We start from the raw sequence: 21350 nt of genomic DNA, 5'->3' as shown, positions 1-21350 counted from the left end.
ACGATGGCAAAGAAGAAGGCCCACGGCGGAAGGCCCACGAAGGACGAAGGGCCGAAGCTCTCGCAGCCGGAGGAGGTCGAGCGCCTGCTCGTCGAGGGCGAGGTGGTACCCGGGCCCGATGGCGAGGCGAAGCGCGTGTGGCTCACCCAGCGAGACGTCGCCGCGCGTTTCAACGTCTCGCCGAGCCTCATCGCCGAGTTCGCGAAGAAGCATCGCACCACGGAGCACCGCGCCGAGTTGCGGGCGAAGCTCGACACGCCGAAGCCGCCACCTCCGAAGGTCGAGGAGCCGGACGCGAACGCAGAGGACTCGCCCGAGCCCACCACAGACCCGCCCGACGCGCCGAAGGAGAAGCGCAGGCCCGGTCGTCCTCGCCGGCAGGACGCGCCGCTCATTCCCTTCGAGGAGCTGGACCGGCTGCTCGTGTTCGGCGAGGTGCAGATCCTTGACGACGGCAAGACCACGACGGTCTACCCCTCGTACCGCGCGCTCGCCGAGAAGTACGGTGTCGTGCCCAGCGTCATCGCCGAGTACGCGCGCAGCCACAACACGATGAAGCGCCGCAAGCTCGCCGCGATGCGGATCGAGGCGCGCAAGGACGAGAAGCTCGTCGAGCTGCGCTCGGATGCGCTGGCGGTCGGCGAGACTCGCCTCGTCGCGATGATTGACGACTTCCTCGTGAAGTTCGAGGAGGCGCTCAAGGATGGCCGCGTCCGCACCGACAGCCCTGCCGACGTGAACACGCTCGTGCGCCTCAAGCAGTTCATCATGGGCGGCGCCGACTCGCGGCAGGAGGTGCGGAACATCCTCTCGCTCGAGGCGCTGCAAGAGCGCTACGCGCGGATGATGCGCGAGACCGAGAGCGCCACGCCGGCGATGGCCGGCGTCGTCATCGACGTGCGCGCGGAGGAAGTGAGCAACGAAACCGAGCAAGCGCGCGCGGGGAAGCAACTGAGCGCTCGGTTTCCCCCCGGCCCCTCGCTCGAAGGAGCCGACCAGGAACCGAACCTCTCCCGCGACCTCCGCCCCGCCTTGCGCGACCTGGTGAACCTCGCGCGCGAGCTCGCCGAGACGATGGGCGCCGACCCGGACGACCACGAGCTGATCGAGAACCGCGTGCTGCGCGCCGTCGAGCGCGTCGAGGCCGCGCGGGCCCCGCACGACGCCGCCGACGTTGGCCCTCGTGGCGCCGAAGCCGAGGAGGACGAGGGATGATCGCCCCCGGCGCCGCCGCGCGCCCACGCGGCCAGGACGACGCGACCAGCGGAGCCGCGCAGAGGCGCGCCCACCAAGCTCACAGCGAGCAGGAAGAACACGCGCGCATCGCGCTGCTCGCGGGATTCCGCGGCCTTACGCCGCCGACTAGCGACGAGCGCTCGAGCAGGACGAGCTCACCTCCGGGCGAGCCGGAACACGCGGGCGCCCACGAGTTCGCAGTCGCCGCCGCCGAGACCGGCCTCGCCCGCGTCGAGGGCGCGGATCCACGGAAAGCGGCCATTGGCCTCCGCGTCCGAGGCGCCGACGAGGCGCCGCAACTCCCCAAGAACGCGCAGCGCGCCGGGTGCGAACCGCCGCTTTTCTCTCTTAGCGGCGGTGCCGATGCGCCCCCGCTGCGCGCGCCTACCATGCCGATCCCTGGCGTCGGCGGGCCGACATCAGCTTACGTATGCCTACAACCTACCGAAAGGGGGGAGGGGTCGGATTTTCGTGAGGCCGCGCGCCCACCCCAGGGTGCCTGGGGCCGTTTTCGAGAGGGCCAGTTTTGGGAAACTGAGCAGCCCTGGGATTCGAAACCGAGCGCCACGCGGGAAACCGAGCACGCGGGCGCGTTCGGTTCTGCTCAGAAAGTAGGTCGCGAGGCGTCGCCTACGCGGGTGTGGACAGCCGCGAGCCCCGCCCGCTGTCCCGCCGTGCCCTCAGCAGACCAGCCCCTGGACCGACCGGAGCAGTTCCTCGTCCGAGGGGTGCGTGTAGATGCTGGTCGTCACCACCGACTTGTGGCGGGCGAAGCGCTGCGTGAGCCGGAGGTCGCGGCTCGCACGGTAGACGGCGGTGCAGGCGCTGTGGCGCAGGCAGTGGAAGTTGAAGTGCCGGTCGAAGCCCGCGCGTTCCTGCCAGACGCCGAAGGCGTGTCGAAGTTGGCGCGCGGACAGGCGTCGCCCGAGGCGGCTCACGAAGATGGGCGTGCTCGGCATGATGGTCTCGCCCGCGCGCTTCCTCGCGGCCAGCAGCTTCTCGAGCTTGGCGCGCACGACGTCGGGCAGCAGCACCTCCTGCGGGGCCGGGTCCTTCGCCGAGCGCTTGAACACGCGGAGCGCGACGCGGCGCTTGGCGCGGCCGGCGTCATCGAACACGTCGCCGACGTCGAGCGCGAGGATCTCGTGCTCGCGCAGGCCGGTGCCCATCGCCAGCGAGTAGATGCAGTGGTCCCGGAAGCCATCGACGTGTTGACCCGTGACCTTCAGGAGCAGGCGCTGCTCGCTCTCGGTCAGGGTGCGCGCGGGGCGCGAGATGGTGTCGGCGTAGGCGGTCATGGTCGCTCTCCTCGTCGTCCATGCAGGCTTCCTTTCCGCAGGAAGGCAAGGTCGCTCGCGACGTCGCGGAGGGCTGCATGACGCTCGGGATCGTCAAGCGCACCGAGGAGGAGTTCGCCGAGTGGCTCGTGACGGAGCCCGGCTTCGTCACGGGGCTCATGGCCTACGACGACGAGCCCATCGTGCTCGAGGCGTACCAGCGCGAGTTCCTCAACAACCGCTCTCGCTTCCGGTGGGTCACGAAGAGCCGCCAGATCGGCTTCTCGTTCCTCTTCGCGCTGGAGGCGCTCGCGCGCTGCCACCTGCGCGAGAAGCACACCGCCGTCTTCGTCTCCTACAACCTCGACGACGCGAAGGAGAAGATCCTCATCGCGCGCCAGGTCCACGAGGAGCTGCCGCTTGCGTACCAGAAGCGGCTTGTCGTCGACTCGAAGACCGAGCTCGCCTTCGAGTCGAACGGCGCGACGAAGAAGCTCTCGCGCATCCTCTCGCATCCGTCGAAGGCGCCGCGCGGAAAGAAGGGCGACGTCTACCTCGACGAGCTCGCGCACTACGTGAACGACCGCGAGGTGTATCGGGGCTCGACGGCGCTCATCCTGCGAAGCAACGGGCAGCTCACCGGCTGCAGCACCCCGCTCGGCCGGCGCGGCATCTTCTGGGAGATCGCCAACGAGGAGTTGCGCAAGTACCCGCACCACACGCGGCAGCTCGTTCCCTGGTGGCTGTGTCGGTTCTTCGCCACCGACGTGCGCGCGGCGTCCGCTGTCGCGCTCGACCTGCCGACGGAGGAGCGCGTCGCGCGCTTCGGGCGGCCGACGCTCATCGAGCAGTTCGACTCGCTGCCGCTCGAGGACTTCCAGCAGGAGTTCGAGGGGAAGTTCGTAGACGAGACGTACAGCTACTTCCCCTACGAGCTGATCCTGCCGTGCACGAGCGACGACCTCGTCCTCTACGACGAGCCGACGAGTGTGCGCGCGCCCGAAGGCCGAATCGTCGCGGGCTTCGACGTCGGCCGCACACGTGACCGCTCGGAGCTGGCGGTGTTCGAGGAAATCGAGGGCCGCTTCACATGCCGCATGTTGCGCAGCTTCGAGGGGACGCCCTTCGCCGAGCAGGAGGCCGAGCTGCGGCGCCTGCTCGGCACGCTGCCCGTCGCTCGGCTCTCCATCGACCGCAGCGGCATCGGCATGAATCTCGCCGAGAACCTGTCGCGCGACTTCCCGCAGGTCGTCGGCGAGAACTTCACCAACGAGGCGAAGGAGCGCTGGGCGACTGACTTCAAAATCCTCTTCCAGCGGCGTGACGTGACGTTGCCACGCGACCGCGACCTCGTCGCACAGGTCCACGCAATCAAGCGGCGGGTGCTACCCTCCGGGAAGGTCAGCTTCGATGCCGAGCGCAATGCGCGAGGCCACGCCGACAAGTTCTGGGCTGTGGCGCTCGCCTGCCAGAAAGAGCGGGCGCCAGAGCGCCCGCTGGCTGGCAACATTGGGGTTCGCGTGCTGGGGTGAAGCAGGCGTGCGCCTACGCGGAGTCCTCCGAGAATGTGCCACGCTCCCTCAGCGCCGCCACCCAGAGGCACTCGAGGAGGGCCACCAGCGTGTCCTCGAACGACAGTTGCGCCTGCACCATCCGCTCGCGCACGTCCCTCGCGAGCGCCTCCCCCGCCTCGGAGTACACCACCGTGCCCCTGCGGGCGCGCGCCTGAGCCTCCGCGAGCCCGTACTCGTACCCCACGTCGAAGAACGCCTCCTCCCGGTCAAGGGAGATGTCGCTGCGCAGCGACTCCAACTCCAGGAAGCCCGCCAGATTCTTCCCGAGTTGGGCCCCCACCTGCTCCTGAAGCTCCAAGAGGCGCTTGCGCTCAGCATCCTGAGGGAGGCGCTGCCGAACAGCGATATCGACAGGGTGGCTGTCCTCCCCCGGAGGCTTCATCTGGCAGTAGTAGCTGGGCCTCGGGGAGAGGGGCTGGGGATTGTGCGGCGGGTCTTGCTTCGATAGCTTCTTCATCGGTGAGCCTTTCGTTTCAAGGTTTACCCACGGGCCCGGACGTTCGCGCGTCGCGGGCCCACTTACGCACTACGGCTCCGTCGCCCGCCTGAAGGCAACCCCCTCGTAGCGAGAAAAGGCGCCGTCCCCGAACCAGGCCACCGCGCCGCTTTGCTCCCCCCGGAGGCGAGGCGCGCGGTCCAGATGCTCGGTGCCCAGATGGACTGCCTCCTCGCAGGCTGGCCAAGCGCCTCGCCTCCGCTGATTCGCGGAGTCCACCATGCGGCGCACCCTCAAGACCTTCGTCGTCCCGGCCGGCAAGCCCGGCACCCCGCCCGAGCCCGGGCCTGACGTCGAGCTCGAGGCCGCCAGCGAGGACGGGCTCCTGGCCACCGCCCACGAAGCGATCGCCAAGCGCGGGCTCCGGGCGCGCGCGGTGTCGTTCACGCCGACCGGACTCGTGGCGTACGCGGAGGCCGCGCGGTGACGACGCCCGACGCCGTCTACGACGCCGAGCAGCGGCTCCAGACGATCCTCAAGGCAGTCGTGGTCGGCGCGCGGGTGCAGGACCCGGCGAGCCGTCCCGCGGGCGAGGACACGACCAGCGCATTCACCTCGGCCGGCGCGCTGCTGCCGCCCTACGACCCGGAGACACTCTGCCTCCTGGTCGAGCACTCCAACTCGCTGCGCCAGAACGTCGACGCCTACGCCACCAATATCGACGGCAACGGCTACCGCTTCGACGCGGCCATCGACTTCGACGCCGAGGACGCGCGCTCGAAGGTGGCCGACGCGATGACGCTCGAGCGGCTCGCCGCGCGCGACGCGGGCACGCTGCCCGAGGGCGTGGGGCTCACGCCGAGCGCCGAGGAGCTCTCGGCGCGCTTCGCGGAGTTGCGCCAGCTCGCGCGCGTCGAGCGGGCGCGCCTGGACTCGTTCTTCGACTTCGCCTGCTTCGACCACTCCTTCGTCGACCTGCGCCGCCGCACGAGGCAGGACCTCGAGGTCACCGGAAACGCCTTCTGGGAGGTGCTCCGCGACGGCAAGGGCGACCTCGCGCGGCTGGTCTACGTGCCATCGTACACGGTGCGACTCCTGCCGCTGGACCGCGAGGCGGTCGAGGTCCGCGAGCGTGTGCGCGTCTCGCCGGTGAGCTTCGACACCGTGAGCGCGCGCCGCCGCATGCGCCGCTACGTGCAGGTCCAGGGCACCGAGTGCGTGTACTTCAAGTCGTTCGGTGATCCGCGCGTGGTGTCGCGCTCGACCGGCCGCGTCTTCCCCGACATCGCCGCGCTCAGGGCCGCCAAGCCCGACGACGGCCCCGCCACCGAGCTGCTCCACTTCGCGATCCACTCGCCGCGTTCGCTCTACGGCGTGCCGCGCTGGGTGGGCACGCTGCTGTCCGTCCTCGGCTCGCGGCAGATGGAGGAGGTCAACTATCTCTACTTTGAGAACAAGTCGGTCCCGCCGATGGCGCTGCTCGTCTCGGGCGGCCGGCTCTCCGAAGCCTCAGTGCCGCGCATCGAGCGCTTCATCGAGGAGAACCTCAAGGGCAAGGCGAACTTTCACAAGATCCTCATCCTCGAGGCGGACGGCGCGGGCACGGGCGACGGCGGCCGCGCGAAGATCGAGCTGCGCCCGCTGACCGACGCGCAGCAGCAGGACGCGCTCTTTCAGGTCTACGACGAGCGGAACATCGACAAGGTCGGCAGCGCGTTCCGCCTGCCGCGCCTGCTGCGCGGCGAGAGCAAGGACTTCAACCGTGCGACTGCCGAGAGCGCGCTGCGCTTCGCCGAGGATCAGGTCTTCCAGCCCGAGCGCGACGAGTTCGACTTCCTGATGAACCGCAAGCTGCTCGCCGACATGGGCGTGCGCTTCTGGCGGTTCCGCTCGCAGACGCCGGTCACGCGCGACCCGGAGCGCATGACCGAGATGGTCGAGCGGCTCGTGCGAGTCGGCGTGCTGACGCCCGAGGAGGGCCGCCTCCTGGCCGGCGACATCTTCAACCGCGAGTTCAGGAAGATCGGCGACGACTGGACCAAGCGCCCCATCACGCTGACGCTCGCCGGCATCCAGACCGGCGTCGAGGACCTGAAGCCAAAGACGGTGGGCGGCGAGTCCCTGCTCCCGAGCGCCAAGCAGCTCCTCGCGCTGCGCGAAGACCTGCGCGCCGAGGAGGAGCGGCTCGCGGCTGGGCGGCTCGACCTGGCGCGCCGCTACCAGGACGTCGAGCACGTGAAGGTGCCGCGCGACGAGTTCGCGCGCTGGTTCGGCGAGGTGCCCGATGCGCCCTGAGCATCAGCGCGCGTGGGTACAACAGGCCCAGCTCGACGCCGAGCGCGGCGTCATCGCCTGCCGCATGTGCAAGCGTCACGCGGGCCTCGATGAGACGACCACGCTCTGGCGCAACGGGCTGCTCGTCTTCGCCCTCTGCGACCGCTGCGCGGCCTCGCACGACGTCATGTTCTCGCCCACGGTGGCGGGCGTCGAGGTGCGCGCGAAGCGCCGAGATCCACTCGTCGTCGGAGGCGGGCAGTGAAGCTCGTGCCCTCGTCGAAGCGGCCGTGCCGCCTGGAGCGCGGAGAAGTCCGCCGAGTACCGCAGGACCGCACGAACCTCCTCGTAGGCCACCACGTCTGCTGCCCGCGCTGCGCGTTCAACACGCCCGCGCTCGCCGGCCACGACGACGTGAACATCGCCGAGGGCGACGAGCCCGACGACTTCACGTTCTCGAAGGCGCTTCGATGCACCTTTTGCCGCGTGCTGATGCACGTGCGCCACGGCGAGCTGCGGCTCGAGGAGGACGCTGATGTGCGGCACATCAGCTTCCGCTGATCGGCTCCTCGTCGTCCACGAGGCCCGCGTCGCCGCCGACGAGCTCGTCGAGCGCTGCCTCGGTCTCCCCGTGGCCAAGGCCATGAACCTCGCCACCCGCGCCGGGTTCGACCGCGCCGTGGCGCTCCTGGCCGCGCGGCTCCGGCGCGCCACCGGCCGGGCCGATGCCAACGCCGTGCGCGAGGCGATCGCCGTCCTCGACGTCGACTGGTCCCGCACCACTGCCGCCGAGCGGCGCCGCATGGTCGCCGAGGCAATGAGCGCAGCGGGCCGCGCGACGGCGCTCGTCCCGGCGCGCATCGCGGCGCCGTTCAACAATGCCGCGCAGGAGGTGGTCGCCGCCACCCGCGCCGAGGCCCGACGCGGGCAGCGGCTCGCGATCGGCGCCGAGTTCAACGCCCTCGACCAGCGCGTCGTCGCCCACATGACCCGCTCCCAAGGCAACTTCGTCCGCGACGAGTACGGCCGCCGCATCGAGGGCTTCGGCCGCATCGTCGCGGCCGGGCTCGAGGAAGGCCTCGGACGTGACGACATCGCCGCGGGTCTCGAACGGGCCGCCCGCGCGGCCCTCGTCGATCGCGCGCCGTTCTACTGGGAGACGGTCGCCAGCGCGTTCATCGCGCAGGGGCGCTCCTACGCGCAGATGAGCAGCTACGCCGAGGCGGCCATTCGGCAGTACCGCATCGAGGCGGTGCTCGATGAGCAGACCACGAACATCTGCCGCTACCTGCACGGCAAGACGTTCTCGGTGGCCGATGCCCTCCGTCGCTTCGACCGGATCGAGCAACTCGAGGACCCGGAGGCCATCAAGCAGGCGATGCCCTGGGTCCGGGAGGCCCGCGACCCCGACACGGGCCGGACCCGGCTCTACGTGGACGGCGGCGCCGGCCGGACCGACCTCGCCGAGGTGGCGCGCTCGGCACTGGGCATTCGTGATGACCGCGGCGACTTCCGCGCGCTCGCCAGCGACTCCGCGCTGAACGAGGTCGGCATCGGCTTCCCGCCGTACCACGGGCTCTGTCGAACCACGACGATCGCAGTTCTTTGAACTACCCACCGGACCACATGATGATCTCGCCGGGGATGTACTCGGCGCCGAGACACGCGTGGAGCGGTGCCAGGTTGAGAGCGTCGAGCACGTCGCGAGGCACGGGGCGACCACCAGGCATCTGGATGAACGCTTTTGGGGGGAACCCGTCGTGGTGGAAGCGCATCGCGTCCACCACCCCATCGGCCAACGGCTTCTCCCGCGTGGCCCGCAGGAGCTGGTGCTGGTGGCGAACCACCGCGATCCCATCGACATGGGGATACGCAACAGCCGTGCCGTCTGCGCTGCGATGGAACGACTGGTTCGTGAGGAGGCCCGACACCGGGCTCAGCAAGGCCGAGATGGGTTCGTTGCAGAAGTCGTCCCAGACGATGAAGAGCAGCCGAAGCGCGTCCGCACGATGCGCCTCGTAAACCGTGAACTTCGCCTCCGCTGACACCAGGAAGTCCTTCACCGGGTTGTCCCGAGGGGGCGTGAGTTGGAAGTCCTTCGTCGTCTCTCGAGGAACGCGTGCCGTGACCTGCCAGGGGTTCGACGAGCGCTGCCGCGCATGCGCGATGAGCTTGGGCGTCTTCACCTCGATCGCGCACCACCTGCCCGCGATGAGGGCTTCGCATTCCGGGTTCTTCTTCCCGGCCGGGCCAGGTTCATGGACAACTTGCGGCGCCGCCCCCTCTCGTGAGGCGGCAGCAACGACGCCCTGCGTGACGTAGACCTCGGCGAGGATCTGGAGGACCGCCTCGTACTGCTCTTCCCCAGTTCCCGCGATCTCTGCGAGTCGGTCGACCATCTCGGCGGCGTATCCCGGAGTCGCTGAGTCGATCTCGGCGAGCGTTCTGCAGAGGCCTACGGTGAACGGCAGCACCACGCCGCGCGCCGCATTCGCAGCGAAGTAGCAGAGCATATGCTTCGGGTACTCCGTCGGGACCTTGTCCACGACCAGCTTCAGCGCCTCGTCGAACTGCACAGGACCGGACCTCCGTGAGTCGCCACGTTACCACAGGCGACGTGACGTGTCCCCTCCGCGCGAAGTCGGCTGCTTTGCCTCTGCGGAGGCCGACGCATGTCCGACACGAAGCCGCGCGAGTCCGAGAGCACCGGAGTCGGGACGCGTCCGTCTGCGCCTAGGCGGCCCGGCGACAAGACAGAGAAGCAGGACGCGCCCGTCGTCTGGCCGCGCGATCTGAACGCGCCCTCCACCGACCAGCCCACGTGGGGCTCTGACCCGGAGGCGCTCCGCGATGCGTGACCGCCGCGAAGCCGCCATCGCCTACGCGCGCCGCGTCCTCGCAGCCAGCCAGGGCGCCCGGTCGGAGAGCACGGAGGTCGAGAAGACCATCTGGGGCTCGCCAGCGGGCAAGAAGCGCCTGGCAGATCGCCTCGTGGCGATGCTCCCGGCGCACAAGACCTACGTCGAGCCGTTCGCCGGCAGCGCGGCGGTGCTGTTCGCCAAGGAGCCCTCGGAGGTCGAGGTCATCAACGACGCCGACCCGGAGATCGCCGACGCGTACCGCCTGCTGAAGAAGCTGACGCCCGAGGGGCTCGCGCGCCTCAAGAAGCTGCCGTGGGTGGGCGACGAGAAGACGTTCAAGCGGCTGCTCGATGAGGAGCCCGAGGACGACGTCGAGCGGCTTCACCGCTTCCTGTACCTGACGCACTTCTCCTACGGGAAGATGCGCGGGCGCAGCTTCAGCCCGACGGTGGTCGGCGTCGAGGCGACGACCATCAAGCGAATCGAGAAGTTCGCGCCGCGGCTGAAGAAGGTGAAGGTGTACGGCGGGGACTACGAGAAGGTCGTCCGCAAGTACGACAGCAAGGACACGGTCTTCTTCCTCGACCCGCCGTACCCCGGCTACAACGTCGACGTCGGCGAGTCGGTGTTCGACGAAGAGCGCTTCTTCAAGCTGATCAAGTCGCTCAAGGGCCGCTTCCTCATCACCTACGGCATCCGAGGGAAGTTCCCCGAGTTGGTGAAGGGTTCGGACTTCTGGGTGAAGCGCATCCGCACGCCGCGAACCATCGCGGCGATGCGCGGCGTCGGCGGCCCGTCCGTCCTGACGCAGCTCCTGGTCGCGAACTACGAGCCCGCCATCAAGGGGCTCGACGACTCCATCGCCGTCGAGGACTGGGACGGCACGCTCGACACGGGCGGCGACGATGTCGAGAAGGCCCAGCCGTTCGGCACGTTCGGAGGCTCGTTCCACTACGCCAAGCGGATCGTCCCGCTCATCCCGGCGCACAAGACGTACGTCGAGCCCTTCGTCGGCGCGGCCGCGGTCCTGCACGCAAAGGACCCGAGCGAGAGGGAGGTCATCGCCGACCTCGACGACGACGTCGTCTTCCTGCACCGGAGCATCAAGGAGATGACGCCCGAGCGCGTCGCGGAGCTGCGGCGCCGCTTCGAGTGGACCGTCACGCAGGAGAGCTTCGCCAAGGCGCGCGACATGACGCCGAAGGACGACGTCGCGCGCTTCTACAAGCTCGTCTTCGTGCGCACGCACGCGCGCGACTGCCGCCCCGACGGCACGCACCCGGCGCAGCAGCACCTCGGCTCGACGACCAACCCCGAGAAGTACCTCAAGGCCGCCGAGCGCCTGAAGGACGTGACCATCCTCCGGCAGGACTACAGGAAGACGCTGCAGTCCTACGACTCGCCCGACACGTTCTTCTTCATCGACCCGCCGTACCCCGGCGAGTGGTTCGACAAGGACAACGTCATCGACCTCGGCGAGTTCATCGACGCGCTCGCCAAGGTGAAGGGCAAGTTCATCGCGGTCCTGAACCCGACGCCGGAGAACGTCGCGGCGTTCAAGAAGGTCGGGCATGTGTTCCGGCTCAAGGTCCGCGAGGCCTCAGGGCGCGGCGGCGCGAAGCAAGCCATGCGCCTCTTCGTCGCCAACTTCCCCGTGCGCAAGGCCGAGGAGTTCGAGCTCGTGGCCAAGTGCGAGCACCTGCCGCTCCACCCCAGCGTCGATGCGCTCGTCTTCGACAAGACCACGCAGCTCGTGAAGGGCCTCGATCCGAACGACGAGCGCTTCGTACTCGGCATCGTGCTCGAGCCCGAGGTGGTCGACGCGCAGGGCGACATCTACTCGGCCGACGAGATCCGGGCCGCCGCCCACCGGTTCATGGAGGACTTCGGCGGCCTCGGCCTGATGCACCGCCTCCGCGTGAACGGCCAGGTGAAGGTGCTCGAGAGCTACCTCGCGCCCACCGACTTCACCGTCGGCGAGCTCGCGGTCCGCAAGGGCACGTGGCTCCTCGCCGTGCGCGTGCTCTCCGACGAGCTGTGGGAGCGCGTGAAGTCGGGCGACCTCACGGGCTTCTCCATCGGCGGCTCGGCGCGTCGCGTGCCCGAGCCCGCACCTATTCCGACGTCGGAACAGTCGCCCACCGAGCCGGAGCCCTCGGCTCCTGAGCCCACCGAAGACGCCACCCCCGAGACGGAGGCCGCCGCATGACGACCGAGGTTCGCAAGGGCGACGGCGTGCACCGCCTCGTCGACATGGTCGTCGAGGAGGTCTCGCTCGTCGACCGCGCCGCAAACAAGCACCGCTTTCTCATCGTGAAGAGGGACGAAGCAATGGACGACGACAAGCCCCAGAACACCACCCCGGCCGAGCCGTCGCCGCCCGCTGCGCCCACGGCGAAGCTCGACGACAACTCGGCGCTGAACGCCGCGCTCGCGGCGCTCGAGAGCCTGACCGGGCTGGTCGAGCTGCTCGGCGACCTCGGCGCCGACCAGGCCGACGCGCGCCTCGCGGGGCTCGCCGAGGAGCTGCGCAGCGTCGCGATGCAGCTCCTCGAGCGCACCACCGACGACGAGAGCGAGGAGGACATCGAGGCCCGCGCGAAGCAGTCGCCGACGGCCGTCGAGGCTGCGACGTTCGCGAGCAGCCTCACCGCCGCGAAGCAGGCGCTCGCCCGCATCCGCGAGGCGGCGAGCAAGGTGCCCGCCGCGAAGACCGAGACGCCCGCGCCGGCGCCCGCCACCACCGAGCCCGCGCCCGGTGTGAACGAGTCGCTGGCGAAGCTCGCCGAGTCGTTCCGGTCGCTGTCGGAGACCGTGAAGGAGCAGCAGCAACGGCTCGGGCGCGTCGAGAAGCAGTTCGGGCTCCCGAACAGCGCGGCGCCCGCCGAGCGCGTGTCGAAGGTCTCCGTCGAGGACGTGGGATGGCCGCTCGATCTCAACAAGCCCAAGGACCGGGAGAGCGTCGACAAGGCGATCTCCTTCCACGACCTCTGACACCCCGCCGGAAGGAGACCCTCATGAGCCACCTCAGCAACCGTTCCATCCTGGAGAAGGCCGATCTCGCGCTCGCCGATCTGACGGCGGGCGGCGGCATCCTCCAGCCCGCGCAGGCGCAGAAGTTCATGCGCCTGCTCATCAAGCAGTCCGTGCTCCTGCAGCTCGCGACCGTCGTCCCGATGGCCTCGCCGAAGCAGCAGATCTCAAAGCTGAAGTTCGGCGCGCGCGTGCTGCGGCCGGGCCAGGAGGGCACCGCGCTCGGCGCCGCCGACCGCGTGAAGCCCGACCTGTCCGACGTCGAGCTCGACGCCAAGCTGTTCAAGGCCGAGGTGCGCCTCTCCGACGAGGTGCTCGAGGACAGCATCGAGCGCGGCGAGCTGCGCCAGACCATCATGGAGATGCTGGCTGACGCCATCGCGCGCGACATGGAGGACGTCGCCATCAACGGCGACACGGCCTCGGTCGACCCGTTCCTCGCGACGATGGACGGCATCCTCAAGCAGGCGACGAGTAACATCGTCGACGCGGCGGGCACGCCCATCACGAAGGACCTGCTCCGCGACATGCTCAAGACGCTGCCGAGCGAGTACCTGCGCGACAAGAAGGCGATGCGCTTCCTGTCGAGCGTCGACGCGGACCTCGGCTACCGCAACACGCTGGCCGACCGCGCGACGGTCGCGGGCGACCGCTTCCTCGAGGACGACACACCGGTCCTCTACTCGGGCGTGCCGCTCCAGCCCATCCCGCTCTTCCCCGAGAACCTCGGCGTGGGCGGTGACCAGACGGCCATCGTGCTGTGCAACCCGAAAAACGTCCACGTCGGCATCTGGCGGAACATCCGCTTCGAGTCCGACCGCGACATCTCGGAGGGCACGCTGAAGATCGTCGCGACGCTCCGCTTCGACGTGAAGTTTGCCGAGGAGCCGGGCGTGGCCAAGGCCATCGACGTGCAGCTCTGAGCTGAGGAGAACGAGACATGACCGACACCCTGCTGGTTCGCCTCAAGCCCTACGATCCGCGGCGCGGCTTCGTGCTGCGTCGCTTCACCTACGCCGGCATCCGCTTCCAGGACGAGCGGGGCTGGTACCGCGTCGAGCGCAAGGTCGGCGAGCACCTGCGCGCCGTGCGCACCGTGCCCACCGACCGCTACGCTCCGCTCGCGTTCGATGTCTGCACCGAGGCCGAGGCCAAGGCGCTCGACGCCGGCGAGAGCGAGGCCGCGAAGGTCAAGCGCAGCGCCACCGACGATCTCAAGGTCGTCCCCGCGCGCGGCACCGTCACGACCGACGACCTGCCGAAGACCACGCCTCCGGCCTCCACGCCGCCGCCCGCGAAGGACGACGACGCACCCAAGCGCGGCAAGCGCGAGCGAGAGTGACGTGTACGCCTCGGTCGTCGACCTGCGCGCCGAAGGCGTGACGGCGGCCGAGGCGAGCGACGCCCGCCTCGAGCTGCAGCTCGACGAGGCCTCGCGACTCATCGACCGCGTTACGGGCTGGTTCTTCGAGCCACGCCTGCTCACGCTGCGCCTCTCTGGGCGTGGCGCGCCGAGCATCGAGCTGCCGGTGCCGCCGATCCGCCTCGATCGCCTGGTGCTCGGCACCACGGAGCTGCCGCTCGATTCGAGCCAACTCCTCGTCGTCGGCGCGCCCATCCAGTCTGGCTTCGACGGCCCGCGCCTCACCCGCCGTCACGGGCGCACCTTCCCGCGCGGCCACGGCAACGTCGTCGCCGAGGGGCTCTGGGGCTTCACCGAGGACGACGGCACGCCCACGGGGCGCACGCCGCCCGCGATCCGCCGCGCGACGATGCTCCTCGTCCTACGCTCGCTCGCGCCGCTCGCCGACGACGCCTCGTTCGAGGCGCGCAGCCGCTGGCGCATCATCGAGGAGCGGACGCGGGACCAGAGCTACAAACTCGACCCAGCGAAGGCCGCGAGCTCGGCGTCGCTCACCGGCGACCCGGAGATCGACGCGCTCCTCGCGCTCTACGTGCGGCCCACGCCGCTCGGAGCGGCGTGATGCGCGGGCGGCTCATCTTCCCGTTCGTCGCAGAGCTGCATCGCCTCGACACCCAGGCGATGGCACCCGACTACGACGAGGACTTCAAGGAGCCGGTGCTCATCGACACCGACGACGACGGCGTCGGCGAGCCGTTTCGTCGCGAGCACCCGCCCGTGCGCGTCCCCTGCCAGGTGGAGCCGGAGGCTTTTGAAGCCTTGCGCATGGCGACGTCCGGGAACACGCCCTGGTCGAGCTTTGATCTGGTCTTCCACTTCAGGGATCTCGAGCGGCTCGGCCTCGTCGACGCCGCTACGGGCGACGCCCTGATTCGCCCGAGCGACAGGCTGGGCGCGCTCTACGCGCGCGACGGCCAGCTCGTGCAGGCCGTGCGCACGCCTCCTGGTCTCTACGTGACCGAGGCGCGTCCCATCGGTTTCGGGCTCCACCGGCGTCGGCCCAGCCGCAACCTGCTGCTCGTCTCCTTCCAGGACCGGGCGGCCGCACGGAGTGGAACATGATGAAGGCTCTCGCACTCACCACGCTCGCCGTGGTCTGCCTCGGCGCGCACTGCCGCCCCATCGACGGCTGCGTCCTCGGCGCCACGCGCTGCACCGGCAACGCCGCCGAGATCTGCGACGCGGACGGCGGCTACCACGAGCTCGCCGACTGCGACAACGTGAGCGAACGGAGCGGCGCGCCCTTCGTCTGCGCGCACGTCGACGAGACGACCGAGGACGGCCACATCACCGGGCACACCTGCGTGCCCGCCAGCGACGCCGACGCGGCGGCGGGAGGTGGGCGATGAAGGGCTACCTCCAGTCGCTGCCGGTGGTCGGCAAGATCTTCCTCGACGTGCAGCCCGAGGAGGTCTGGGCGTTCTGGCGCTTCATGCAGGACCACTTCCGCACGAGCGTCATCAACAAGAACAGCGCGCTCGAGATGCAGCTCGTCGCGCGGGGGATCGAGGCGCTCGGCATCCAGAGCAAGGACCGCTTCCTCAAGAACTTCACGACCACCATCGGCCGGCGCATCTACACGCCGTTCGAGGTCGGCTCGCCCAAGGGCGGCTGGGACCTGTGGCACCAGATCGTCATCTGCGTCCACGAGCACCAGCACGTCGAGCAGCACGATCGCGAGGGGCTCTCCTACGAGGTGAGCTACGTCGCCGACCGCGCCGCGCGCGCCCGATGGGAGGCCGAGGCCTACCGCTCGAACCTCGAGATGGCGTACTGGCGCACGGGCACCACGCCCTCGGCGCAGCGCACAGCCTCGGTGCTCGCGGACTACGGCTGCCGGGACGAGGACATCGAGGTCACGGCCAAGTCGCTCGCGCTCTCGGCCATTAGCGTGAAGCAGGGCGCGGTCATCAACGAGGCGACGCACGTGGCGCTCGGCTGGCTCAACGAGCACGTGCCGCGTCTGCGCTTCAAGCAGGGGTGAGCCGATGGCGGTCTCGCGCACCGGAGACTGGGCACGGGCGCGGCGACTCCTCACCGCCGCGCCGCAGCGCCTGCAAGCGGCGATCGGCACCGCCGTGCGCCAGGAGGCCCACGCCCTGCGCAACGAGATCGTCCAGGGACTCACGAGCCAGGCGCCGGGCGGCGAGCCGCTGAAGCCGCCGTCGCCGCTCACGATCGCCGCGCGCCAGCTCGAGGGCTTCGGCGGGACCAAGGCGCTCATCGTGCGCGGCGACCTGCGCAACTCCATCACGGTGTTCGTCCACGGCGACGAGGCCTTCATCGGCGTGTCGCGCTCGGCGCGCTCGAAGGACGGCGCCTCGATGGTGGACCTCGCCAAGCTCCACGAGTTCGGCGGCCCGCCCGTTATCATCCCGATGACGCCCAAGATGCGCCGCTTCCTGTTCGCGATGCTCCGGCAGGCTGGCAAGGAGCCGACCGGCGGCAGCGGGCGCGGCGTCATCGTCGTGCAGGTCCCAGCGCGGCCCTTCCTCCGGCCCGCGTTCGACAAGTTCCGCGAGGGCGCCAGCAAGCGGTTCCTCGAGCGCGTCGCCAAGGAGCTGGGCCTCGCGCCCTGAGGTGAAGGGGCGCGTCCCCTGAGCACCAGGCCCGGTGGCTTTGCCTCCGCGTGGCCCTCCCGACCCTCAGCTCCGTGCAGCCCGCAGCCGGTCCTTCGAGCGGCGGCGATCTCGTGCGGCTCGTCGGGATTGGCATCGCCAACCGGGTCCGCGTGCTGTTCGGCGGCACGCCCGCCGAGGTGCTGTCCGTCCGTGACGAGGCGGGACTCCGCATCGTCGATGTGCGCACGCCGATCCACGCGGTGGGGGTCGCCGACGTCGAGTTGCAGAATCTCGACGCGGCGGGCGACCCGGTCCCCGGCGAGTCCGTCGTCGTCGCGGGCGCGTACCGCTTCGCGCGCCCCACCGTCGCCCGCGAGGCGGACCTCACGCGCGTCATCCGCCAGCTCCTGCGCGAGCTGAAGCGCCAGGTGCTCGCCAACGTGAGCGCCACGGTCAGCGTCGACTACGACGACACGACGCTCGACGGCCTCAACGTCATCGCGATGGCGAAGGTGCCGTCGCTGGTGCTCTCGGGCCCGACGCTGCGCCCGAACCGCTTCTACTCCGCGAACGTCGCGCACGAGGACGTGGTGGGCGGCGTCTCGGGCCCCGAGCTCGTTCGGCGCAAGCCCCCGTACACCGTCGACCTCGTCTTCACGCTGACCGCAGCATCCGAGCGGACCGCCGAGCTGTTCAACCTGATGGCTGCTGTCGCGACGTTCCTCAACCGCAACCGCTGGCTCGCGCTGGCGCGCGACCCCGCCGACGCCTCGCACGGCACCGTGCGCTGGGAGCTCGACGCCGACGGCGAGTTCCGCACCCAGCTCGCGGGCAAGGACGACATGCGCGCGTTCACCTGTGGCTTCGTCGTGCGCGGCTTCGACGTCGACGAGGGGCTGCCCCTCGACCTCGGCAAGCGCGTCACCGAGCCCGAGCTGATCGCGACGCAGGCCATCGCTCCCGGAGTTGCTCCATGACCGTTTCGCTGACCAACACGAGCGGGCGCTGCCTCGTCTTCGTGCTCGCGCACGAGACCTACTGCAAGGCGCTCGGCGAGTGCCTCTGCGACGTCGAGCAGGGCCGCCGCGCGCGGCGCACGGCGCGATCGCTCACGCTCGCGAGCGGTGTGACGAGCCCTGCGCTCGACGACGCCGTGCTCGCCATCCCCGACGTCGTGCGCGCGGTGAAGCGCGGCGACCTCGCCGTGAAGCGCCACGTGCCAGAGCTGCCCAAGGCCGCCGTGGCCCCGACTCCCACTCCCACTACGACCTCGCCCGAGGTCAGCCGCACTGACGTGAAGGCCCCCGAGGCGAAGAAGAAGAACAAGCGAGGTGCATCGTGAGCGGACAGCTCCTGTCGTCCAAGGTCGTCATCGTCGAGGAGGAGCCGAAGGTTCGCGGCATCCCCTCGGCACCCACCTCCGTCGCGGGCGCGGTCGGCATCACCGAGCGCGGCCCCATCGGCGAAGCCGTGCTGTGCACGTCGTTCGACGACTTCCAGACCAAGTTCGGCGGCTTCACGCCCGACTCGGACCTCGCGCTCGCCGCGATGGGCTTCTTCGAGAACGGCGGTGCGCAGCTCTGGGTCGTCCGCACCGCACACTACAGCAACGTCGCCGACCCGGCGACCGCCACCGCCGTGCGCGCGGCGGGCTTCCTCGTCGCGGGCGGCGGCCCCACGCCGGGCATCCTGCTCGGCGCCGCGCCCGGGCCCTTCGTGCTGCACGAGGGAGACCTGATCCGCCTCGCGGTCGACGGCGCGCCCGAGGTCGATGCCGTGTTCCTCGGCTCGCCGGCTGCGATGGCGGCGGGCGGCGCAGGTCCGTACGCGCTCGCCGACGGCATGGAACTGCTCCTGCGCGTCGACAACGGCCTCGAGCAGACCGTGCTGTTCTCGGCCGCCGACTTCGCCGACATCGCCAACGCCACGGCCACCGAGGTCGCCGCCGCCATCAATGCCATCATCGTGGGTGGGCGCGCGACCACGCCGGGCGGCATCGTGCGCTTGGCGAGCGACACCGAGGGCACCGCGAGCCGCATCCAGGTCACGGGCGGCACGGCCAACGCGGTGCTGGCGTTCCCCGGCGCGGCGTCGGTCGGCGGCGGCAACGTCGCGAACCTCCGCGCCGTCGAGGTCGCCGAGGTGAAGGCGGTCGTCGAGGCGGCCATCCCGAGCGTCACCGTCGACGCGGGCGTGGGCGGCGTGCTCGATGTGCGCACCGTCGCCACCGGCCCTGGCGCCAGCGTGCAGGCCAACCCCGCGACGGCCGCCGCCTTCGGGCTCGACAACGCGCTGCACACGGGCGCGGCCTCGGGCACCGCCAACGCGGTGCGCGTCGAGGGCAAGGACCCCGGCGCCTACGCCAACCGCGTCGAGGCCGAGGTGCGCGCCGCGACCAACGGCTCGGCGAGCGCGTTCGACCTGCTCGTCGCGGAGGACGGCGCCTACCGCGAGACCTTCCCGAACCTCTCGATGAACCCGGGCGACGCCCGCTACGTCGAGGCCATCGTCAACGACGCGCGCACCGGCTCCGTCTACGTGCGAGTCATCGACCAACTCCTCGCGGGCGCGCCCGTCCCGCCGCCGCAGACCGTGGCGCTCGCGGGCGGTGGCGACGGCCTCGTGGGCCTCGACGACGCCGACTTCATCGGCAGCGAGCCCGCCAAGACGGGCCTGCGCGCGCTCGACCAGGTGCAGGAGCTGTCGCTGCTCCTCGTGCCCGGCCGCGCCACGCCCGCCGTCCACAACGCGATGGTGCGCTACTGCGAGGTGGAGCGCGACGGCGCGGTGTTCGCGGTGCTCGATCCGCCCGCGAACCAGAGCGCGACGGACATCGTCACCTACGTCGCGACGACCGCCGCCCTCGAGCGGCTCTCGGAGTTCGGGGCCATCTACTGGCCCCGCGTGAAGGTGCTGAACCCGGCCAAGAGCGTGCTCGGCTCGGCGGACCAGATCGTGGTGCCGCCCTCGGGCATCGTGGCCGGCGTCTTCGCGCGCACCGACTCTGCCCACCCGGGCGGCGTGTACGACCCGCCTGCAGGCATTGAGGCGGGCCGCATGTTCGGAGTGCTGGGCTTCGAGACCGACGAGGTCCTCGAGGAGAACAAGCGCGACCTCGTCTACCCGCACCGCATCAACCCGCTGACCACGGGCCCGGGGCTGCCGCGCTACATCGACGGCTCGCGCACGCTCAAGGGCGACGGCAACTTCCCGTACGTCGCCGAGCGGCGCGGCGTCATCTTCATCGAGCGCTCGCTGAAGCAGGGGCTCCAGTTCGCGCGCCACAAGAACAACACGGAGGGGCTGCGCGCGCAGGTGCGGCGCACCATCACCGCGTTCCTGCTCGCGCAGATGAACAACGGCGCGTTCCGCAGCAAGACGCCGAGCACCGCGTTCTTCGTCGACGTGAGCGAGCAGCTCAACACGCCCACACAGATCTTCGCCGGCAAGCTCATCGCCCGCGTGGGCCTCGCCACCAACAAGCCCGCGGAGTTCATCGTCCTCCGCATCAGCCAGGACACGCGCGCGCTCGAGGCCGAGCTCGCGGCCGCAGAGGGATGACCATGCCGCGCGGTGTTCCGAAGAACGGGCTGTGGCGCGGCCAGGAGAGCGTCGCGTCGTGGGTCGCGCAACAGAAGCCGAAGCCGTGTGACTGCGGCTGCGGGAAATTCGTCATCCCGCAGCCGTGGCACCGGTCGAAGGGCGTCCCGCGCTTCGTGCATGGCCACCATGCTCGTGTCGAGCACTGGAACTTCAAGAATGTCGCCGCGTGGGTCGCGGAGCAGCAGGGGCGGCACCGGTGCCACTGCGGCTGCGACGGCCCGATCGTCATCCTGAAGAGGCACAACGCGACGGGCATCCCGCAGTACCTGCAAGGGCACCAACCGGCACCGAAGAACCCGGCTGGCCCTGAGCATCCACGCTACGTGAAGGATCGCTCGACGATGAAGCCTCGCGCGGCCGCGACGTTCAGCCTGGAGACCAAGCGCATCATCTTCGACGCGCACGGCGGGCGCTGCGCATGGTGTCGTTGTAACGACGCGCTCCAGTTCGACCACATCGTTCCGGTCGCCGAGGGCGGCACCGGCGAGCCCGACAACGGGCAACTCCTCTGCGCCAACTGCCACCGGTGGAAGTCGGGCGTCGCCCTCGACTACCGCGATCGTCGCCGCGCGCAGAGGCCCCAACCGAAGGAGCGTGCAGCATGACCGTCATCGGCAACCCCAGAAGCTTCCACAAGAAGTTCAAGTTCGTGGTGGAGGTGGACGATCTTGGGCACTCGGGCTTTCAGAAGGCGAGCGAACTCTCCGTTGAGGTCGCCAACGTGCAGTACTTCGAGGGCGGCTCGCTCATCCCGAACAAGAGCCCTGGGCGCCTGACGTTCTCCGACGTCACGCTCGAGCGCGGCGCCACGCAGGACCGCGACCTCTTCGACTGGTTCCAGGACGTGGCCATCACGTCGAGCGGTCTCGGCCTCACCGACGTGAACTACAAGCGCAACCTCGACATCGTGCAGCAGGACCGCGACGGCCTCACGCTGCGCCGCTGGTCGCTCTCGCGCGCGTGGCCGGTGAAGTTCGTCGCGGGCGAGTGGGACAACGAGAGCGACGAGAACGTGATCGAGTCGGTCACGCTCACGTACGACTTCTTCGAGCTCATTCAGTGAGCGCGAGGA

At 70.0% G+C, this 21350-nt stretch carries 23 protein-coding genes and 1 pseudogene; 21 read left to right on the top strand and 3 right to left on the bottom strand.

The window, feature by feature from the left end:
* Positions 1-3 precede the first annotated feature (3 nt).
* Positions 4-1215, top strand: coding sequence for an AT hook motif domain protein (locus KYK13_RS09785; protein ID WP_223643807.1), 1212 nt, complete (start codon positions 4-6; stop codon positions 1213-1215).
* A 701-nt stretch (positions 1216-1916) separates the two neighbouring features.
* Here KYK13_RS09785 and xerC read toward each other — a convergent pair.
* Complete coding sequence (xerC, locus tag KYK13_RS09780) at positions 1917-2534, bottom strand: tyrosine recombinase XerC (protein ID WP_169824386.1); 618 nt, start codon at positions 2532-2534, stop codon at positions 1917-1919.
* Between the two features lie 77 nt (positions 2535-2611).
* Here xerC and KYK13_RS09775 point away from each other — a divergent pair, with 77 nt between their 5' ends.
* The gene (locus KYK13_RS09775; RefSeq protein ID WP_223643806.1) at positions 2612-4045 is read left to right on the top strand and encodes a terminase large subunit domain-containing protein; all 1434 of its coding nucleotides are present in this window, start codon (positions 2612-2614) and stop codon (positions 4043-4045) included.
* 13 nt (positions 4046-4058) lie between these two features.
* On the opposite strand, the gene KYK13_RS09770 is transcribed toward KYK13_RS09775, so the two are convergent.
* A complete protein-coding gene (locus tag KYK13_RS09770; protein WP_223643805.1) occupies positions 4059-4544 on the bottom strand; it encodes a hypothetical protein in 486 nt (161 codons plus the stop codon).
* Positions 4545-4803: 259 nt separating this feature from the next.
* Between KYK13_RS09770 and KYK13_RS09765 the strand changes: the two genes are divergently transcribed.
* From KYK13_RS09765 to KYK13_RS09745, 5 genes are read left to right on the top strand one after another with little or no spacing between them, the layout of a single operon-like run.
* Complete coding sequence (locus KYK13_RS09765; protein WP_223643804.1) at positions 4804-5010, top strand: hypothetical protein; 207 nt, start codon at positions 4804-4806, stop codon at positions 5008-5010.
* Positions 5007-6818 carry a phage portal protein gene (locus KYK13_RS09760; protein ID WP_223643803.1) on the top strand — a complete coding sequence of 604 codons (1812 nt, stop codon included), beginning with the start codon at positions 5007-5009 and terminating at the stop codon, positions 6816-6818. The genes KYK13_RS09765 and KYK13_RS09760 overlap by 4 nt, the downstream gene beginning before the upstream one ends.
* Positions 6808-7062, top strand: coding sequence for a hypothetical protein (locus KYK13_RS09755; protein WP_223643802.1), 255 nt, complete (start codon positions 6808-6810; stop codon positions 7060-7062). The genes KYK13_RS09760 and KYK13_RS09755 overlap by 11 nt, the downstream gene beginning before the upstream one ends.
* Positions 7059-7358, top strand: coding sequence for a hypothetical protein (locus KYK13_RS09750; protein WP_223643801.1), 300 nt, complete (start codon positions 7059-7061; stop codon positions 7356-7358). Before KYK13_RS09755 ends, KYK13_RS09750 begins: the two co-directional genes overlap by 4 nt.
* Positions 7333-8406: a phage head morphogenesis protein gene (locus KYK13_RS09745; RefSeq protein ID WP_223643800.1), complete on the top strand. Its 1074-nt coding sequence runs from the start codon at positions 7333-7335 to the stop codon at positions 8404-8406. Before KYK13_RS09750 ends, KYK13_RS09745 begins: the two co-directional genes overlap by 26 nt.
* Position 8407: 1 nt before the next feature.
* Here the strand turns inward: KYK13_RS09745 and KYK13_RS09740 are convergent, their stop codons facing one another.
* A complete protein-coding gene (locus KYK13_RS09740) occupies positions 8408-9373 on the bottom strand; it encodes a hypothetical protein (RefSeq protein WP_223643799.1) in 966 nt (321 codons plus the stop codon).
* A gap of 274 nt (positions 9374-9647) precedes the next feature.
* On the opposite strand from KYK13_RS09740, the pseudogene KYK13_RS39275 reads away from it, so the two are divergent.
* The 14 genes and pseudogenes from KYK13_RS39275 to KYK13_RS09675 form a co-directional block, all read left to right on the top strand.
* Positions 9648-10535, top strand: a pseudogene (locus KYK13_RS39275) (DNA adenine methylase); the annotation flags it as partial.
* The gene (locus KYK13_RS39270; protein WP_370645406.1) at positions 10518-11867 is read left to right on the top strand and encodes an XkdF-like putative serine protease domain-containing protein; all 1350 of its coding nucleotides are present in this window, start codon (positions 10518-10520) and stop codon (positions 11865-11867) included. The pseudogene KYK13_RS39275 and the gene KYK13_RS39270, both read left to right, overlap by 18 nt.
* Positions 11821-13614: a phage major capsid protein gene (locus tag KYK13_RS09730; protein ID WP_223646573.1), complete on the top strand. Its 1794-nt coding sequence runs from the start codon at positions 11821-11823 to the stop codon at positions 13612-13614. The genes KYK13_RS39270 and KYK13_RS09730 overlap by 47 nt, the downstream gene beginning before the upstream one ends.
* A 17-nt stretch (positions 13615-13631) precedes the next feature.
* Positions 13632-14033, top strand: a complete 402-nt coding sequence (locus tag KYK13_RS09725; protein ID WP_223643797.1) for a hypothetical protein — start codon at positions 13632-13634, stop codon at positions 14031-14033.
* Position 14034: 1 nt separating this feature from the next.
* Positions 14035-14676 carry a hypothetical protein gene (locus tag KYK13_RS09720; protein WP_223643796.1) on the top strand — a complete coding sequence of 214 codons (642 nt, stop codon included), beginning with the start codon at positions 14035-14037 and terminating at the stop codon, positions 14674-14676.
* The gene (locus KYK13_RS09715) at positions 14676-15176 is read left to right on the top strand and encodes a hypothetical protein (protein WP_223643795.1); all 501 of its coding nucleotides are present in this window, start codon (positions 14676-14678) and stop codon (positions 15174-15176) included. The genes KYK13_RS09720 and KYK13_RS09715 overlap by 1 nt, the downstream gene beginning before the upstream one ends.
* A complete protein-coding gene (locus KYK13_RS09710) occupies positions 15173-15463 on the top strand; it encodes a hypothetical protein (protein ID WP_223643794.1) in 291 nt (96 codons plus the stop codon). The genes KYK13_RS09715 and KYK13_RS09710 overlap by 4 nt, the downstream gene beginning before the upstream one ends.
* A complete protein-coding gene (locus KYK13_RS09705; RefSeq protein WP_223643793.1) occupies positions 15460-16098 on the top strand; it encodes a hypothetical protein in 639 nt (212 codons plus the stop codon). Before KYK13_RS09710 ends, KYK13_RS09705 begins: the two co-directional genes overlap by 4 nt.
* Positions 16099-16102: 4 nt before the next feature.
* Complete coding sequence (locus KYK13_RS09700; RefSeq protein ID WP_223643792.1) at positions 16103-16693, top strand: phage virion morphogenesis protein; 591 nt, start codon at positions 16103-16105, stop codon at positions 16691-16693.
* 50 nt (positions 16694-16743) lie between these two features.
* Positions 16744-17652, top strand: a complete 909-nt coding sequence (locus KYK13_RS09695; protein WP_223643791.1) for an IPT/TIG domain-containing protein — start codon at positions 16744-16746, stop codon at positions 17650-17652.
* Positions 17649-18017: a hypothetical protein gene (locus tag KYK13_RS09690; RefSeq protein WP_223643790.1), complete on the top strand. Its 369-nt coding sequence runs from the start codon at positions 17649-17651 to the stop codon at positions 18015-18017. The genes KYK13_RS09695 and KYK13_RS09690 overlap by 4 nt, the downstream gene beginning before the upstream one ends.
* Positions 18014-20236, top strand: coding sequence for a phage tail protein (locus tag KYK13_RS09685; RefSeq protein WP_223643789.1), 2223 nt, complete (start codon positions 18014-18016; stop codon positions 20234-20236). Before KYK13_RS09690 ends, KYK13_RS09685 begins: the two co-directional genes overlap by 4 nt.
* Positions 20233-20883, top strand: coding sequence for an HNH endonuclease (locus KYK13_RS09680; protein ID WP_223643788.1), 651 nt, complete (start codon positions 20233-20235; stop codon positions 20881-20883). Before KYK13_RS09685 ends, KYK13_RS09680 begins: the two co-directional genes overlap by 4 nt.
* Positions 20880-21341: a phage tail protein gene (locus tag KYK13_RS09675; protein ID WP_223643787.1), complete on the top strand. Its 462-nt coding sequence runs from the start codon at positions 20880-20882 to the stop codon at positions 21339-21341. The genes KYK13_RS09680 and KYK13_RS09675 overlap by 4 nt, the downstream gene beginning before the upstream one ends.
* Positions 21342-21350 lie beyond the last annotated feature (9 nt).

The sequence above is a fragment of the Corallococcus sp. EGB genome (assembly GCF_019968905.1).
In the GTDB taxonomy this organism is placed as follows: domain Bacteria; phylum Myxococcota; class Myxococcia; order Myxococcales; family Myxococcaceae; genus Corallococcus.
This window is presented reverse-complemented; position numbering and strand designations above follow the sequence as displayed.

Excerpts from the sequence above, each read along its gene's own strand:
- KYK13_RS09785 (WP_223643807.1), top strand. The coding sequence starts at position 4 with ATGGCAAAGAAGAAGGCCCACGGCGGAAGGCCCACGAAGGACGAAGGG.
- xerC (WP_169824386.1), bottom strand. The coding sequence starts at position 2,534 with ATGACCGCCTACGCCGACACCATCTCGCGCCCCGCGCGCACCCTGACC.
- KYK13_RS09775 (WP_223643806.1), top strand. The coding sequence starts at position 2,612 with ATGACGCTCGGGATCGTCAAGCGCACCGAGGAGGAGTTCGCCGAGTGG.
- KYK13_RS09770 (WP_223643805.1), bottom strand. The coding sequence starts at position 4,544 with ATGAAGAAGCTATCGAAGCAAGACCCGCCGCACAATCCCCAGCCCCTC.
- KYK13_RS09765 (WP_223643804.1), top strand. The coding sequence starts at position 4,804 with ATGCGGCGCACCCTCAAGACCTTCGTCGTCCCGGCCGGCAAGCCCGGC.
- KYK13_RS09755 (WP_223643802.1), top strand. The coding sequence starts at position 6,808 with ATGCGCCCTGAGCATCAGCGCGCGTGGGTACAACAGGCCCAGCTCGAC.
- KYK13_RS09745 (WP_223643800.1), top strand. The coding sequence starts at position 7,333 with ATGTGCGGCACATCAGCTTCCGCTGATCGGCTCCTCGTCGTCCACGAG.
- KYK13_RS09725 (WP_223643797.1), top strand. The coding sequence starts at position 13,632 with ATGACCGACACCCTGCTGGTTCGCCTCAAGCCCTACGATCCGCGGCGC.
- KYK13_RS09715 (WP_223643795.1), top strand. The coding sequence starts at position 14,676 with ATGCGCGGGCGGCTCATCTTCCCGTTCGTCGCAGAGCTGCATCGCCTC.
- KYK13_RS09710 (WP_223643794.1), top strand. The coding sequence starts at position 15,173 with ATGATGAAGGCTCTCGCACTCACCACGCTCGCCGTGGTCTGCCTCGGC.
- KYK13_RS09705 (WP_223643793.1), top strand. The coding sequence starts at position 15,460 with ATGAAGGGCTACCTCCAGTCGCTGCCGGTGGTCGGCAAGATCTTCCTC.
- KYK13_RS09700 (WP_223643792.1), top strand. The coding sequence starts at position 16,103 with ATGGCGGTCTCGCGCACCGGAGACTGGGCACGGGCGCGGCGACTCCTC.
- KYK13_RS09690 (WP_223643790.1), top strand. The coding sequence starts at position 17,649 with ATGACCGTTTCGCTGACCAACACGAGCGGGCGCTGCCTCGTCTTCGTG.
- KYK13_RS09680 (WP_223643788.1), top strand. The coding sequence starts at position 20,233 with ATGACCATGCCGCGCGGTGTTCCGAAGAACGGGCTGTGGCGCGGCCAG.
- KYK13_RS09675 (WP_223643787.1), top strand. The coding sequence starts at position 20,880 with ATGACCGTCATCGGCAACCCCAGAAGCTTCCACAAGAAGTTCAAGTTC.